Annotated in this window: 15 protein-coding genes; 8 read left to right on the top strand and 7 right to left on the bottom strand. The window is 61.0% G+C overall.

Going from position 1 to position 15,452, the window contains the following annotated elements; genetic code table 11:
• Nucleotides 1-72: 72 nt before the first annotated feature.
• Nucleotides 73-588 carry a DUF3576 domain-containing protein gene (locus AKV04_RS21075; RefSeq protein ID WP_082351776.1) on the bottom strand — a complete coding sequence of 172 codons (516 nt, stop codon included), beginning with the start codon at nt 586-588 and terminating at the stop codon, nt 73-75.
• 214 nt (nt 589-802) lie between these two features.
• On the opposite strand from AKV04_RS21075, the gene AKV04_RS21070 reads away from it, so the two are divergent.
• Both AKV04_RS21070 and AKV04_RS21065 read left to right on the top strand, forming a co-directional pair.
• Nucleotides 803-1,888: a porin gene (locus AKV04_RS21070; protein ID WP_162232921.1), complete on the top strand. Its 1,086-nt coding sequence runs from the start codon at nt 803-805 to the stop codon at nt 1,886-1,888.
• A gap of 113 nt (nt 1,889-2,001) precedes the next feature.
• Entirely contained in the window at nt 2,002-2,655 is a 654-nt protein-coding gene (locus AKV04_RS21065; RefSeq protein ID WP_054008348.1) for a YggS family pyridoxal phosphate-dependent enzyme, read from the top strand.
• Here AKV04_RS21065 and AKV04_RS21060 read toward each other — a convergent pair.
• The 3 genes from AKV04_RS21060 to ribA are packed head-to-tail and all read right to left on the bottom strand — an operon-like array spanning nt 2,652 to nt 6,160.
• Entirely contained in the window at nt 2,652-4,523 is a 1,872-nt protein-coding gene (locus AKV04_RS21060) for an alpha-amylase family protein (RefSeq protein WP_054008347.1), read from the bottom strand. The genes AKV04_RS21065 and AKV04_RS21060 overlap by 4 nt on opposite strands.
• 54 nt (nt 4,524-4,577) lie before the next feature.
• Nucleotides 4,578-5,078, bottom strand: a complete 501-nt coding sequence (locus tag AKV04_RS21055) for a L,D-transpeptidase family protein (RefSeq protein ID WP_054008346.1) — start codon at nt 5,076-5,078, stop codon at nt 4,578-4,580.
• Nucleotides 5,075-6,160, bottom strand: a complete 1,086-nt coding sequence (gene ribA, locus AKV04_RS21050) for a GTP cyclohydrolase II (protein ID WP_054008345.1) — start codon at nt 6,158-6,160, stop codon at nt 5,075-5,077. The genes AKV04_RS21055 and ribA overlap by 4 nt, the downstream gene beginning before the upstream one ends.
• A gap of 151 nt (nt 6,161-6,311) precedes the next feature.
• Between ribA and AKV04_RS21045 the strand changes: the two genes are divergently transcribed.
• Nucleotides 6,312-6,998, top strand: a complete 687-nt coding sequence (locus AKV04_RS21045) for a response regulator transcription factor (RefSeq protein ID WP_054008531.1) — start codon at nt 6,312-6,314, stop codon at nt 6,996-6,998.
• A gap of 209 nt (nt 6,999-7,207) precedes the next feature.
• On the opposite strand, the gene AKV04_RS21040 is transcribed toward AKV04_RS21045, so the two are convergent.
• On the bottom strand, nt 7,208-8,443 hold the full coding sequence (locus AKV04_RS21040; RefSeq protein WP_054008344.1) for an MFS transporter: 1,236 nt from the start codon (nt 8,441-8,443) through the stop codon (nt 7,208-7,210).
• Nucleotides 8,444-8,631: 188 nt separating this feature from the next.
• Here AKV04_RS21040 and AKV04_RS21035 point away from each other — a divergent pair, with 188 nt between their 5' ends.
• From AKV04_RS21035 to AKV04_RS21015, 5 genes are all read left to right on the top strand, one after another.
• Nucleotides 8,632-9,138 (top strand): hypothetical protein, encoded by a 507-nt coding sequence (locus AKV04_RS21035; RefSeq protein WP_054008343.1) that lies wholly within the window; start codon nt 8,632-8,634, stop codon nt 9,136-9,138.
• Between the two features lie 12 nt (nt 9,139-9,150).
• Nucleotides 9,151-10,416, top strand: a complete 1,266-nt coding sequence (locus AKV04_RS21030; RefSeq protein ID WP_082351774.1) for an imelysin family protein — start codon at nt 9,151-9,153, stop codon at nt 10,414-10,416.
• A 130-nt stretch (nt 10,417-10,546) separates the two neighbouring features.
• A complete protein-coding gene (locus AKV04_RS21025; RefSeq protein WP_054008342.1) occupies nt 10,547-12,055 on the top strand; it encodes a di-heme oxidoreductase family protein in 1,509 nt (502 codons plus the stop codon).
• A gap of 2 nt (nt 12,056-12,057) precedes the next feature.
• Nucleotides 12,058-13,029, top strand: a complete 972-nt coding sequence (locus AKV04_RS21020; RefSeq protein WP_054008341.1) for an imelysin family protein — start codon at nt 12,058-12,060, stop codon at nt 13,027-13,029.
• A gap of 1 nt (nt 13,030) precedes the next feature.
• A complete protein-coding gene (locus AKV04_RS21015; protein WP_054008340.1) occupies nt 13,031-14,089 on the top strand; it encodes a DUF1513 domain-containing protein in 1,059 nt (352 codons plus the stop codon).
• On the opposite strand, the gene AKV04_RS21010 is transcribed toward AKV04_RS21015, so the two are convergent.
• Both AKV04_RS21010 and exbD read right to left on the bottom strand, forming a co-directional pair.
• Complete coding sequence (locus AKV04_RS21010; protein WP_054008339.1) at nt 14,090-15,013, bottom strand: energy transducer TonB family protein; 924 nt, start codon at nt 15,011-15,013, stop codon at nt 14,090-14,092. It abuts the gene before it with no gap.
• A complete protein-coding gene (gene exbD / locus AKV04_RS21005; RefSeq protein ID WP_407638488.1) occupies nt 15,010-15,441 on the bottom strand; it encodes a TonB system transport protein ExbD in 432 nt (143 codons plus the stop codon). Before exbD ends, AKV04_RS21010 begins: the two co-directional genes overlap by 4 nt.
• Nucleotides 15,442-15,452: the final 11 nt, after the last annotated feature.

The following is a 15,452-nucleotide window of genomic DNA, read 5'->3' as shown; positions in this document are numbered from 1 at the left end:
CCTCGGTCAGTTCCTAGGCGCGAATACACTGGCTTGGGGGGCAAGGTCCAGTGGCGGTTAGAGATTAGCGCCTTACAAGCCGCTGTCTTGAATACGCAACTGACGCGCCCGGGTCAGGATGGCGTCTTCCACCGCGCGGATGGTTTCGGGTGAGACAGAACCGCCACCACTGCCCTGCATCGCCACCTTCAGACTGCGCGCATCCAAGGCCGGGTCCTGCACATAAATCGTCGCACGCACCGAGCGGCCCCCACCCGGAGGTGTGCCGTAGCCGGTGACGATCACGCCGGTGAACGGGTCCACCGATTCGATGGGCAGGAAGTTCAGAATGTCGAGGCTGGCCTTCCAGAGATATTTGTTCACCTCAACCGTTGTGTTGGGGTTGTCGGATTTGCGGAACAGCTGGCCAATGCCGGTTTGGCGACCGCGCGCCGCATCGCGGTTTTCGCGCGACAGTTCGGCCTGCACTTTCGGGTCATATGACCCGCCGCCAGCTTTACCAAGCATGCCGCAGGCGGAAATCCCGGTCAAAAGCGCGGCCATTAGGCCAAAATTCAGCGCTTTATCCATGATACGACGCAAGATCATCCGGTTTCCCCATGCCAACCTGTCGCTGTTTATACTGACAGCTTCGGGCGTGCCAAGGCTTTTCCCATCTAAAACGGGTTTCCGGGCCGCGACAGCCTTCAACGCGCGCATATAACTGTCGAAACGGCGGGGAACTGCACTGTGGCAAGGGTGCATCACCGAGTGCGCGATTGGCCCTATTGGTGCGCTTCCCGTTGCATTCATGGGCGTGGAGGTGGAAAACAACGGCATACCTGCTTCTGCATTGCTTGAGTATGGTCACGTCTTTGAGAAAAAACGAGGAAACACCATGAAAAAAATTCTTCTCTCCACCACCATGCTGGCTCTGTTCGCTGGCGCTGCTTCGGCTGAAGTGACCCTGAGCGGTTCGGGCCGTTTTGGTCTGGACTATGCTGAAAACCGTAGCAACGGCGCAGACATTCCGGGAACGCTCGTAGAATTCAGCGAAACCCAATTGGCTTACCGTTTGCGCATCAACGTTGACGCAAAGTTCGAAGCTGACAACGGCGTGACCTACGGCGGTCGTATCCGTTTCCAAAACAGCAACGGCAGCACCGCTGCATCTTTCAGCCCCGCAATGCTGTACATTGAAGCAAGCGGCGTTCGTGTTGAAGTTGGTAACTCCAACACCGCCTATGACTCGGTTGCGCTGATGTACAATCCGGAAATCGGCTTCCAAGAGCGTTCGTTCGGTGATCCGCAAGGCAATTACTACTCCTTCAACAGCGGCGCTTACAGCGCTGATGAAGCAAACCGGGTTGGTATCTACGCAGCTTATTCTTATTCGGGCGTCAATCTGAAAGCATCGTATGTTCAGTCTGACCAGAATGCTACTGGTGGCACGTCCGGCGTGAAAGGGACCGATGGCGCTGATGAAAGCTCGATCGCTGCTGACTTCACCACTGGCCAATTCACCGTGGCTGCGGCTTACGTTGACAATGGCGCTGGCATCGAAGGCAACTACCTTACGTTCGTCGGTGCTGCGTACAAATTCAGCGACGCTGGTTCGGTGGGCTTGAACTACAACGACAATGGTATCAGCGAAGCTAGCGCTGCTACCTCGATCAACGTGGCCGCTCCTAGTGTGAGCCTTGGCAAGACGATCACTTTGTATGGTAACTATACCATCAATGGTATCACCCTTGGTGGTTATGTTTCTGACTCCGACGTCGACAACGCTGATACCGCTTACGGTCTCGGCGCTGCCTACGACCTCGGTGGCGCAACCTTGGCTGGCGCGGTTGAGTCGGGCTTCGGTGGCGACCTGCGTGCTGATCTCGGCGTGCGTATGTCGTTCTGATCTAACCGATCAAAACACTTCGGAAAGAGCGGGCCTTGTGCCCGCTCTTTTCTTTTGTGCGGGGCAGTGATCAAGTGCGGTCAAAGCAGGGGCCCAATAAACGTGGAGATAGTATGGCGTTGCAGGTGATTTTAGCGCGGGTGCGGGCGGCAGAGGCAGCGGCGGGACGGGTTCCGCGTTCGGTGCAGCTGATCGCGGTCAGCAAGGTGCAACCTGACGCGCGGGTGCGTGATGTGCTGGCCGAGGGCCATCGGCTGTTTGGTGAGAACTATGTGCAGGAAGCGCAGGCGAAATGGCCGGCGTTCCGGGCGGCATTTGACGCCGTCCAGGTGCATATGATCGGGCCGCTGCAAACCAACAAAGCAAAACTGGCGGTCGAGTTGTTTGACGCGATCCATACCGTGGATCGGGCGTCCTTGGCCGAGAAACTGGCAAAGCTGGCGCAGGCGCGCGGGGTCTGCCCGCAGTTGTTCGTGCAGGTGAATACCGGGGCCGAACCGCAGAAGGCCGGGATTCTGCCCGAGGCGCTGGATGGATTTATCGCTGATTGCCGTAAGATGGATCTCAGCTTGGCGGGCCTGATGTGCATCCCGCCCGAGGGCGAGGATTCGATGCCGCATTTCACCGCCTTGGCCGATATGGCCGCGCGCCATGGGCTCAGCGGGTTGTCGATGGGGATGAGCGGCGATTTTGAAGCCGCGATTGCCGCCGGGGCGACGCATGTGCGGGTCGGATCCGCGATTTTCGGCGCGCGCACTTACGCTTAAGTCAGCCAAACCCGCGCGTAGGGTGGCAGCGCGAGGTAATCGCCATGCAGCGTCACGATCTGATCCGACAAAGCATCGTGCCAATGTGTGATGCCGTGCCCTTGCAGCCATCCGCCCGCGACATGCTGCCAGTGGTGCGAAAAGTTGAACAGGCATAGAATCGGCCCGGTTGGTGCTGCACGTTGCACCGCGAACAGCGCCGGATTCCCGGTTTGCACGATCTGCGTCGGATGCGCGCCATGCAGTCCTGGCGTGGCGCGGCGTCTGGCAAGGATGTGTTGCGTGCCAAGGAAGCATTGTGAGGACAGAGAATTGCCGGAATGCCGCGCATCCGCCAGCGCCCAATCCATCCGCGGGCGGTGAATCCAACGGCTGTCATGGGCGTGGGCGGGATCATTCAGATAGCTGTGGTCATTCAACAGGGCCAATTCATCGCCCATGTAAATCAACGGAATACCTCCGAACGCCGCGATCAGCGCATGGCCCATCAGCATGCGCTGCACGGCCATTTCACGGTCATGCTCATCTGTCGCCTCTAGCCCCGCAAGCGAGGCAAAGCTGCCGGAAATCCGTTTGTCTCCGGTAGCCTCGTTGACCTGAAACGGCGCACCTCGGGCGAAACTGCCGGGAAACGTGCCCTCGTAGAAATCCGACAGAAAGCGGCGATGCGCGGGGCCGGAAATGCCCACGGCACTCGCATCTTCGTCAGTGACGGCCCAGCCAATGTCATCATGGCAGCGGATATAGGTGGCGTAGGTGGCGTTGGTGAGGCGATCCGGGAAGTGGCTGGCCAGCACATGCGTCATCAGGCTGGTGTCGCGGGTGGCAAGCGCGCTCCAAAATTGCACCATAAGGGAGTTGTGATAGGCCAGATTGCCCTCGCGACCGTCATGTTTGCCGCGTCCAAAATAGGGCAGCATTTCTTGCGGGCTTACGATGGCCTCTTCCAGATGGATCACCGCTGGGGCGGTGATGCGGCAACAGGCGCGCAGGGCTTGCAGCAGCATATGCACCTCGGGTTCCGACTGGCAACGGGTGCCGAGGCGTTTCCACATGAAGGCGACGGCATCCAAGCGCAGCACATCAACGCCGGTGTTGGCGAGGTGCAGCATGATGCGGGTTATTTCAAGGAAAACCTGCGGGTTAGACCAGTTCAGATCCCATTGGTGTTCGTTGAAAGTGGTCCAGACCCATTTGCCGAAGTCGGGGTAATGGGTGAAATTGCCGGGGGCATTGTCCGGGAAAACCTCGACCAGCGTTTTGGAATAGGCTTGGGGCAGGTCGGGGGTGTCGAACATCCAGTAGAGGTCTTGCGCGGCTTTGTCGCCTTGCGCGGCAGCCTGCGCCCAATCGTGTTCTTTGGCGGTGTGGTTCAGCACCAAGTCGATACACAGCGAAATGCCGCGCTTGCGCAGTTCGGTTGAAACCGCTTTGAAATCATCCAGCGTGCCGTAAGCTGGGTTGATGCTGCGGTAATCCATCACCGCATAACCGCCATCGGAATCGCCGGGACGAGGCTTCAGGCAGGGCATGAAATGGACGTAGGTGATGCCGAGGTCTTCGAGGTAATCAAGGTGATCAAGCACGCCGCGCAGGTTGCCCGCAAAGCGGTCGATGTAGAACACATAGCCCGCCATATCGGCGCACTGGAACCAGTCGGGCTCTAAATCGCGCTTTAGGTCCAGCAGTTTAAGGTCGGTGGGGCGGGCTTTCCAGCCGTCGGCGAGAGCGGCTCTCAGATCGGTGCAGAAGTGGTTGTAGTTGGGGTGTTGGCCGTAAAGCTGTTCCAGCATCGGCCACAGATCGGGGGCAGAGCGCGCCATGCGCAGGGCGAAAATCTGGTCGTCCGGTTTTGCAGCTTTGGCCATCTTATCCCCCCGATTTGGAGTTAGGATAAGAAATCCGAACCGCTTTGGGAAGCCTTAGCGCACAATCAACCGGCTTTCGGGGCGCAGGCGGTTGGCGATCCACAAAAGACTTTGGCGGGATAGTCCGATGCAGCCTGCGGTGGGGTGGCTGGGGCTGCGCCATGTGTGGATGAAGATGGCGGAACCTTGGCCGGGCGTGGGATCGTCCCAGTTCCAATCGGTGATCAGGATGAGATCATATTGCGGGTCGGCGCGGGTCAGACGTTCGTGGCTGTAGGGGTAGGGCCCGCGGACCAGTTGGTTGTAGTCGAAATCGTTGGGGTCGTCGGACCACAGATCGCCGGGGCGGATTGGGACGGCCCAATCGGGGAGGGTGTGGCGCGCGATACGATCAGGGCGGTAGAGCATACCGACGATGCGGTGGGTTCCCGTTGGAGTGCCGCCGTCGCCTTCGTGTTTGTCGGAAGTTACGCCGCCGCGCCCGATGGTGCAGGGGAAACGGCGGTTTTGGAACAGCAGACCCATCGGGGTCAGGATCAGGTCGCGGGATTTCATAGCAGGTGCCCGGATTTGGCGGCCTTGGTGGCGAGATAGGCGCTGTTTGTGGGGTTTTTCCCGACGTGGAGAGGGACGCGCTCGGTCACGGTCAGACCGCAGGCTTGCAGCATGGCAAGCTTTTTCGGGTTGTTGGTGAGCAGGCGGACTTGCGCGAAACCCATCTTTTGCAGGATCTCGGCACCGATGCGGAAGTCGCGCTCGTCATCCTCAAAGCCGAGGCGGTGGTTGGCTTCCACCGTGTCAAAGCCTTGATCTTGCAGAGAATAGGCGCGCATTTTGTTGGCCAGACCGATGCCGCGGCCTTCTTGGTTGAGATACAGCAGAACGCCTGCGCCTTCTTGCCCCATCTGGGCGAGGGCGGCGTGCAGTTGCGGGCCGCAGTCGCATTTCAGGCTGCCCAGAACGTCTCCGGTGAAGCAGGCGGAATGTAGGCGTGCCAGCACGGGTTTGTCGCGGTCGGGGCGGCCAATCTCAACGGCGTAGTGTTCGGCGCTGCCATCATCAGGGCGGAAGATGTGCAAACGGCCAGCTGCCGCGGCGGCCATCGGCAGGCGGGCCGAGATCACCGGGGCTAAAGGCGCGAGGCGGTCCAGGTCGGCGCAATCGGTATTCGCCAGTAGCGTTAGGTTGTTGCGGACGGCGAGAGCGAGGCCATCCCTGACGGGAACCAGCAGCATCGCGGGCAGCAGTTGCGCGGATTTTGCAAGGGCTATGGCGGTGCGATGCAGGGTGGCGGGGCCGTCGCGCAACGCGACAAGCGGGCCTTTCATTGGCACGTTGAGATCGTCGGCGGGATCAGCGACGGCGCGGAGCCAGCGCAGATCGGCGTCGGAAGGCACGCGGAGGCGGGCGAGATCGCCGTCATAGGGGATGGCTTTCAGCGTCTCAGCCCGGCGGGCCGTTAGCGCCAGTTCGGGGGGGCCTTCGGCTCGTAAGGCGCTCAGGCGGTCGGCGGTGAGTTCCTCGACAGCCGCGCAGAGCATGGCTTGGCCGCCGCCTGTCAGCACAATGGGCAACCCCAGCCGCAGGTCAGCGCGGGCACGGGCGAGGATTTCGGGGGTGGAGGGGCGGAGGCTCATGCGGGTTACATAGGTGAAACTGGAACGAATTGAAACATTTCCCAAGCCAGCGACACGACCGCGTGAGACGATTGTAGCAAATCTTGTCGGAACCGTGAGGCGGGCGCATGTGTTTACGCAAGAGCAAACGGCTCGGCTGATGGAGGCCCACATGGCAACGTTACGCAAAATTCTGCTGGTCGATGACGATGACGATCTGCGCGAGGCGCTGAGCGAGCAGTTGGTGATGACCGAAGATTTCGACGTGTTTGAGGGCCGTACAGGCGCGGAAGGCATGGAGAAGGTGAAGGCGGGTCTGTTTGATCTGGTGATTTTGGACGTGGGTCTGCCGGATACGGATGGCCGTGAGTTGTGCCGTCGGATGCGCAAGGCCGGGGTGAAATGCCCGATCATGATGCTGACCGGCCATGACACCGACAGCGACACCATTCTGGGGCTTGATTCGGGTGCCAATGATTATGTGACCAAGCCGTTCAAGTTTCCGGTGTTGTTGGCGCGGATCCGCGCACAGTTGCGCACGCATGAGCAATCGGAAGATGCGGTGTTCCAGATGGGGCCGTATACGTTCAAACCGGCACAGAAAATGCTGGTCGATGCCAAGGACAAGAAGGTGCGGTTGACCGAAAAGGAAACCAATATCCTGAAGTATCTCTACCGCGCGCAACAAGGCGTGGTGGCGCGGGATGTGCTGCTGCATGAGGTTTGGGGCTATAACGCGGGGGTGACGACCCATACGTTGGAGACCCACATCTATCGTCTGCGGCAGAAGATTGAGTCTGATCCAAGCAATGCAAGGCTGCTGGTGACGGAGAATGGCGGCTATAAGCTGGTCGCCTAAGGTTAAGATTGGTCGCTTTGGGTAAGGTTTTCGTCACTTACGGGTCTTATTGTTGCCTGATTGAATGATTATCTATCGGATCAGGCCAGATGGCGTCCTCCCCGCCCGGCGGCCAAAAGTTCCCCTTGCTGTGTCGGGGTTATGACACAGCACCCTCCCTGTTGGACCTGGCCGGGCCTTGTGCCCGGCCTTTTTTTATTCCGCGCCTTCTATCGCAGTTGCAGGCGGGCGGCGGCATAGAGTGTGAGTGCCCCTGCGATGGCGAAGGCCACCCAATAGGGCAGCAAGACGGCTTCAGCCGTGCCCCAAGGCTCGGCCCCCGAACCCGCCCATGAGATCAGCCAGCCGAAGGTGAACGCGCCAAACGCCGCAGGACCCGTGCCGATGAAGCGGAAGGCGGAGTTGACGCGGCCCAAGAGGGGCGCGGGAATGTGGCGTTGGCGGTAGCTGACTTGGGCGATGTTCCAGAGCATACCGGAAAAGCCATCGAGCACCAAGAAAATGGCGATCAGCCAGAGCGGGGCTTGTAGCGCCAAGACGAGGGCGGCGGCGGTGAATCCGGCCATGCCGAGCAGGATGGCCGATCTTGGGGTGATGTGGCGCAAGATGCGCGGGCCGATCAGGGTGGCGGCGAGGCCGCCGATGGCCGGAAGGGTCAGGAAAATGCCGAAGCCGAAGGCGTCAAGGCCGAGAACGCGCTGGCTGTACAGCACCAGTATGGCGGCAAAGCCGTAGCCGATGAAGTTGAAGCCGCCCAAGATGAAGGCCAAACGTCGCAAGGGGATGTCGCGCCAGAGCCAGAGCATGCCTTCTTTCAAGGCCGCGACCATGGGCAGATGTGGGGTGGTTTGCACGCGTTTTGGCATTTTCATGCTCAGGGTTAGCACAACGGCGACCGCCAGCAGTCCTGCTTGGATGCCGAACGGCAATGCCACTGATATGCCGATCAGCAGGCCGGCGAGTGGTGGGCCGATGAACTGGCCTGCGAGCTGTTCGGCGCTCCACATTGCGCCATTGGCTTGTTCCAGTTGGGATTTCTCAATCACCGAGGGGGTAAAGGTTTGTGCTGTGTTGTCGCGCAACACCTCGGCGCTGCCTAAGGCGAAGGAGAGGGCGGCCATCAGCAGCACGGGCACGGTGCCGGGGCTGGCTGTGAGCGCGAGGCTCAGCAGGGCGAGGGAAATCACGATCCGCACGCAATCGGCTCCGATGATCAGGCGGCGATGCTCGATGCGGTCGGTGATCACGCCTGCGGGCAAAGCAAACAGAAACCACGGCAGGCTGCGGGCGGTGGCGACGAGGCCGATCAGGAAAGGGTCATGCGTCAGCAAGGTGGCGAGCCACGCTACCGCCACCGTGATCAGGCCGTCGCCAAGGTTGGTGGCGGCAGATGAGGCGAACATCAGGCGGAAGTTGCGGTTTTGCCAGAGCGCGTTTTGGGTCATGGCGGCATGACTGCATGGCACGCGCGGTGGGGTCAAGATGGGCAGGGTTTGGCGGGCTTCATCTGCGATTAGCCGACAGAAAGAATCGGATTTACATTTCCGAGGGAATCCATCAGTTAATACCCAAGGCCCAACCTGTCGGCAGGGCGTTGGTTGCAACGTGCAGTCTCGAAAGGCAGTTGGAAGTCATGAGCTATTCTTGGTTCAAATCGTCGAAGCCCACCCCTGCCAGCCCGGTGCGTGGCGGTGCTGCGGTGGGGATGCTGGCCGATATGCCGCCGCTGGAGCGCGGTGTGGTGCAACTTCTGCGGCAATGGTGCGATGGCGAGGCGGGTCGTATTGCAGTCGCCGAAGATTTCACCGCGGTTTTCGGGGCCGAGCGAGCGGCGCTTGAGGTGAATAACCTCGCGCATCTGATCACGCTGATGGTGCAAATGGGCCGCCGCCCGTTGATGCGGCATCACACGCAATGCGCTTGCCTTGGCGGTGATGAAAGTGCCGTCGCGCAGATGGTGGCCGCGGCCACGGCGGGCGATCGCGAAGATGCGATGGCGTTCGCGCTGACCATGCTGCCGCCCGACATCGCTTTTGAAGCCGTGCAGATTGCAGAATATGTCGGCCGGGCGACGCTTGATATGATCCACCGTCTCTCCGCCAACGGCAGCCATTCCGCCACCACCGCCACGCGTCACTAGGAAAGATCCCATATGCGCCCCACGTTCTTCATGCTTCTTGCCACCACCGCCTTTGGGTCGGCAGTCCAACCCGTGTTTGCCGCCGATCCGGCAGCGATTGCAAAGAATTACGCCGATATCGCCGCAGCAGGCTATGAAGACAGCCTGATCACCGCCAAGGCGCTGCAAGGGGCGGTCGATGCGCTGATCGCCGCACCTTCGGAAGACAGCCTGAAGGCAGCGCGTGCGGCATGGATCGCTGCGCGTCCGTCTTACATGCAGACCGAGGCGTTCCGGTTTGGCAATGCGGCGGTGGATGATTGGGAGGGCAAGGTCAACGCCTGGCCGCTGGATGAGGGGCTGATCGACTATGTCGACCCGTCTTACGGCAAGTCGGAGGAAAACGATCTTGCGACGCTGAACGTGATTGCCAACCCGAAGTTCAAGATTTCGGGCGTCGAGGTCGATGCGACGACGATCACGCCGGAATTGATTTCGGGCACGCTGCAAGAGGCGGGCGGGATTGAGGCGAATGTGGCTTCGGGCTATCACGCGGTCGAATTTCTGCTGTGGGGCCAGGATCTGAACGGCACCGGGCCGGGGGCGGGCAATCGGCCGTTTACTGATTATGTGCAGGGGGATGGTTGCACCGGCGGCAACTGTGACCGCCGTGCGGCGTATTTGAAGGCGGCGACCGATTTGTTGGTCAGCGATCTGGAGGATATGGCCGGGCAATGGGCCACCGGGGGCGCTGCGCGCGCCACGATTGAAGACGATCCGAAGGCGGCTTTGTCGGCGATTCTGACCGGCATGGGAAGCCTGTCCTATGGCGAGGTTGCAGGCCAGCGGATGCGTCTGGGCCTGATGCTGAACGACCCAGAGGAGGAGCATGATTGCTTCTCGGACAACACTGCCAACAGCCATTACTATGATGGCATCGGCATCCAGAACGTCTATCTCGGCAAATACACTCGCGTCGATGGCAGCGTTGTGTCGGGGCCGTCGGTGTCGGAACTTGTGGCGGCGGCTGACCCGGCTGTCGATACGCAGTTGAAGGCGGAACTGACGGCGACAGTGACGGCTTTGGGTGCGATCAAAGCAGCGTCGGATGGCGGCATGGCCTATGATCAGATGCTGGCGGCGGGCAATAAGGAAGGCGAGGCTTTGGTGATGGGCGGCGTCAACGCTTTGGTCACCCAGACCGCCTCGATTGAGCGCGCGATCACCACTTTGGGGCTGACCGGCACCAGCATTGAAGGCTCGGACAGCCTTGATAATCCGGGTGCGGTGTTCCAGTAACGCTTGCGTTAACGGGGCTTTGTCGGTCGTGAGCCACGATTGACAAAACCCGCTGAAACCCACTCTGAGTAGGCAGGTGGCGCGGGGTAAACGGACCACTGCGCTGCCAACTGATATAGGGAAGACCCGGATGCTGCGCGTCCTTTTGATATTACCGCTGCTAGCCGGACCTGCTTTTGCGCAAGGGGCAGATGATCAACCGCTGAACGTGATCCCTCGCACCAAGGCAGAGGTTACCCGGATTGCAGGGGTGTTGGCGGCCCCCAAAGATTTCAGTGCGTCTGAGAAGTTTGAGGCGAAACCGGGCGGCGCGGCGACGGTGCGGGTGCGGCCCACGGCGGATGCGTTCTCGCAATTCTCGGGCAATATGCCGTTTGACCGGCAGATGAATTTCAACCTTGGCAATGCGTTGTTCACCAAGACGTGGGTGCCGTCGCCTGCCTCGACCTTGGCCTCGGACGGCTTGGGGCCGTTGTTCAACGCGCGCGGTTGTCAGGATTGCCATCTGAAAGACGGGCGCGGGCATGTCCCTGCGGGGCTCGAAGAAAGTGCTGTGTCGATGTTCCTGCGGCTGTCTGTGCCGGGGGGGAGCAACCCGGCAGAGATCAAGGATTGGTTGGCGACGCAGGACGAGCCGACTTATGGCGGGCAGTTTCAGGATTTCGCCGCGACCGGCATCGCCGCTGAGGGCCGGATGGTGATCGACTATACCGAGGTTCCGGTGATCTTGGGCGATGGCACGATGGTCAGTTTGCGTGCGCCTGCCTATGCGGTGGCGGATCTGGCTTATGGGCCGATGGCCAAGGATGTGATGCTATCGCCGCGTGTGGCGCCGCAGATGATCGGCTTGGGGTTGCTAGAGGCGATTCCCGAGGCAGATATTCTGGCCAAGGTTGATGAGACTGACGCGGATGGCGATGGCATTTCGGGCCGCGCCAGCATTGTGCCGGGCGGTTCTGATGGCAAACCAATGCTGGGCCGCTTTGGCTTCAAGGGCGGCAAGGCCAGTATCCGCGACCAATCAGCGGGGGCTTTCGCGGGCGATATGGGGCTCGCGACCTCGCTGCATCCCGATCCGTGGGGCGATTGCACCAAGGTGGAAGACGCCTGCCGCTTGGCAATCAGCGGGCAAGAACCGGGCGTGCGCGATGGGCTAGAGGTGGATCACCAAAGCCTTGATCTAGTGACGTTTTACGCCCGCAATTTGGGCGTGCCAGAGCGGCGCGGGGTGGATGATCCGAAAGTGTTGCGCGGCAAGCAGGTGTTTTACGACATCGGTTGTACGTCCTGTCATACGCCGAAATACGTCACGGACCGGTTGAAAGACCAGCCCGAGCAAAGTTTCCAGCTGATCTGGCCCTATACCGATCTGCTGCTGCATGACATGGGGCCGGGATTAGCCGACAACCGCCCCGAGGGTCGGGCCAGCGGGTCGGAATGGAAAACCCCGCCGCTGTGGGGAATTGGCATGACAAGCCAAGTATCGGGCCACACCGAATTTCTGCACGACGGACGGGCGCGCAACCTGCTGGAGGCGGTGCTGTGGCATGGCGGTGAGGCGCAAGCGCAACGTGACGCCGTAGTGGCTTTGCCGAAAGGCGACCGCGACGCTATTCTCGCATTTCTGGAAAGTTTGTAGTCATGCTGCTTCGTTCTTTGCTGCTTTCGCTTTGCCTCGCCACCCCAGCGCTGGCGGATTTTGAACAGACGTTATCCGATCATATCCTGCCCAGTTATGCGGCTTTCGCAGCCAGCACGCAGGCGTTGTCTGATGCCGCCGCAAAGGATTGCAAGGCTGATGGTCTGAAACCCGCCTTCAACACCGCCTATGATGCCTGGGTTGCGGTCCAACACCTGCGTTTTGGTCCGGCCGAGGCGGATGGGCTTTCGGTGGCGATTGCGTTTTGGCCTGATCCGAAAGGCTCGGGCGCGAAATCGCAGCGGGCGCTGTTGTTGGGCGATCCGGCGCAATTGACCCCTGAGCATTTCCCTGATCAATCGGTAGCGGCACGCGGTCTGACGGGGTTAGAGCGGTTGCTCTATCCGGCGGAACCTTTGCCCGCTGACCCTTGCGCGCTGATCCAAGCCACCACGTTGGACCTTGCCCGCATGGCGAAGATCATCAACGACACTTGGATCAACACTTATTCCAAAACCGTGCTGACGGCGGGCGATCTCGGCAACACCACCTTCCAGACCCGGCCCGAAGTGCGGCAAACGCTGTTCACGCAAGTGGTGGCGGCGCTGGAGTTTGATAAAGATCAACGGCTTGGTCGCCCCTTGGGCACGTTTGACAAACCGCGCCCGGAACGGGCCGAGGCGATTGCCTCGGGCCGCAGTCAGCGCAACGTGCTGTTGTCGCTGCAAACTCTGCGCGCGATGGTGGTGACGATGACACCGGATGCGCCGCTGACTTTGGCGGGGTTTGACCGTGCGATCAAGCTGGCAGAGACGTTGGACGATCCGACCTTCGCTGGGGTTGCGACGCCACAGGGCCATCTGAAGGTTGAGATTTTGCAGCAGGCCGTCAGTGCCTTGATTGATACTGTGATGGCTGAGCTTGGCCCCGAACTGGATGTCGGCGTCGGCTTTAACGCGGCGGATGGAGACTGAGATGGCAACGCGGCGGGCGTTTTTGGCGGGTTTGGTGGCGGCCAGCTTGCCGCGAGTGTCTTGGGCCGAGGTCGGCTCGCCTGCTTGCCTTGCTGCGGGGAAGCTGGGCGATGAATTTGTGCTGCATGGCTTGAGTGCGGTGGGGGAAAGCCTGTTTGAGATTGGCTTGCCCGCGCGTGGCCATGCGGCGGCGGCACATCCGTCGCAGGCTTTGGCGGTGGCGTTTGCGCGCCGCCCCGGCACGTTTGCGCTGGTGCTGGATTGTTTGACCGGGGCTGTCCGGCACCGTCTAACCCCACCTGAAGGGCGACAATTTAACGGCCATGGCGCGTTCTCGGCGGATGGGGCGCTGCTGATGACCTCGGAAGTGGTTGCCGAAGGCTCGGCGGGGCGGATTGGGTTGTGGGAGACGGCGGGCTTTGTCCGCATTGCCGAGTGGGACAGTCACGGCATTGGCCCGCATGACATCCGGCGGTTGGCGGATGGCCGGATTGTGGTGGCGAATGGCGGGATTGAAACCGATCCCGGCGACCGCACCAAGCTGAACATCAACACGATGCGGCCCAATCTGACGCTGCTGTCTGCCGATGGTGCGCTGTTGGATCAGGTGGAATTGGCGGATGAGTTGCACCAAAACTCAATCCGCCATCTGGCTTTGCATGGCGAGGGCGTGGCTTTTGCGATGCAGTGGGAGGGTGATACGTCTGAGCCTGTCGCACAACTGGGGCTTTGGGTGCCGGGGTCCGCGCCGCAACTGTGCCCGCCGCCGGATGAACAGGCGTTTGCGATGAAGGGCTATGCCGGGTCGATTGCGGTTGCCCGAGCGGGTGATCTGATCGCGCTGACCTCGGCCCCTGCCGGCGTGGTGATGCTGTTTGACGGCGCGGGTGGCTGGCTTGCGACCGACCAACGTGCCGATGTCTCGGGTGCTGCGGCTTTGGGCGATGGCTTGCGGCTCACCGATGGGCAGGGCGGAGTTTGGAGCTATGGCCATGATGGTCTGGCATCCCTTAGCCGCAATGCGACCGCTTGGGATAACCATTTGATCGCGCTCAGCTAATTACTTCCCAACAAACTCAAATGAAAACCGGGTTGATACCCCTGCGGGCGGTGGCCCGAATGGAGCGGAGCGTTGGATATGGTCCACCGCCGCCGCATCCAAGGCGGGCGAGCCGGAACTTTTGACGATCTTCACCAGTGATAGACCACCGCCTGCCGAGATCGCAAAGCCCACCACGGCGCTGCCCTTGCCGGGGTTAGATCCCTTTTTGGTACCACGGATTTTCTTCATCACCGCCTTTTGGTAGGTCGCAGGCGATTGCCTTTGTGCTGTGGCCTTGGCCGCTTTTGAAGCGGCCATAGCGCCGCCCGCATTAGGGGGCGCCGAACTGGCTTTGGCGGTTTTCTTCGGTGCGGGCTCGTCGGTCTTTTTGGTTTTGGTTGGCTTCTTCTCGGCTTTTTTCGGTTTCGCTTCGGCCTTTTCTACCTTTGGTTTGGTTGCTTCTGGTGGTTTTGGTGCGGGCGAAGGTGGCTTCGCCGCGGCGGGCGGCGCGTCAGGCGCCGGCTGCGGATCGGGTGGCTGCGGGGGGGCGTCCATCGCGGGCTTGGCATCGGCCAGTTGCTCGGGCTTTGCCATTTCGGGTGGGATGGGCTTGGCTGCGGGCTGGGGTTCGGAAATATCGGGGGGAGTATCGACTTCGGGCGCTGCGGCGGCGGTTTGGCTGGGTGCTTCGGCACTGGCCAGCGGAGCAGGGTCGGATATGGCGGCGACGCTTTCGGCGGCAGCCGGGGCGGGCGGCAGCGTGAGGAAGATCGGTTGATCCAAAATGGGGGCAAGGGTTGAGGTCAGCGCCAAGGCACTTGCGGCGCTAAGAATAAGCGCGGTGATGGTGGCCGACAGGGTCCAGCTGAGCCATGTGCGCGGCTGCTGCGCGGAGGCGGCGATCGGGCAGGATACCGGACAGTTGCGGAAGGGGTGGCTCATGGCGTGGCCTGCGTTTCGGTCGTGCTTTGCAGCCCAACGAGGGCGACTTTCAGATAGCCCGCCACCTGCAACTGATCGAGGACGGTCATCAGATCGCCATAAGGCACCACGCGGTCGGCGCGCAGGAACACCTGCACATCGCGCTGGGCTTTGGTTTGGGCGTCAAGCGCCGCTTGCAGATCGGCCCCGCTCAAAGGCTGGTTGCCCAAGGTCAGCGTCAGATCGGGCGCGAGGCTCAGCCAAATTGGGTCTTCCGGGCGCTGGGTGGCCTTGGCGGAGGAGGTTGGCAGGTTCAGCGGCACATCCACCGTTGAGAGAGGCGCTGCAATCATAAACACGATCAACAGCACCAGCATCACGTCGATGAACGGTGTCACGTTGATGTCGGCCATCGCATCATCGTCGTCATCGCTGCGGCTGCTGGGGATGATTGCCACAG

Source organism: Cypionkella psychrotolerans (assembly GCF_001294535.1).
GTDB lineage: Bacteria > Pseudomonadota > Alphaproteobacteria > Rhodobacterales > Rhodobacteraceae > Cypionkella > Cypionkella psychrotolerans.
The sequence above is the reverse complement of the archived record's forward strand: the minus strand, read 5'-3'. Positions and strand labels throughout refer to the sequence as shown.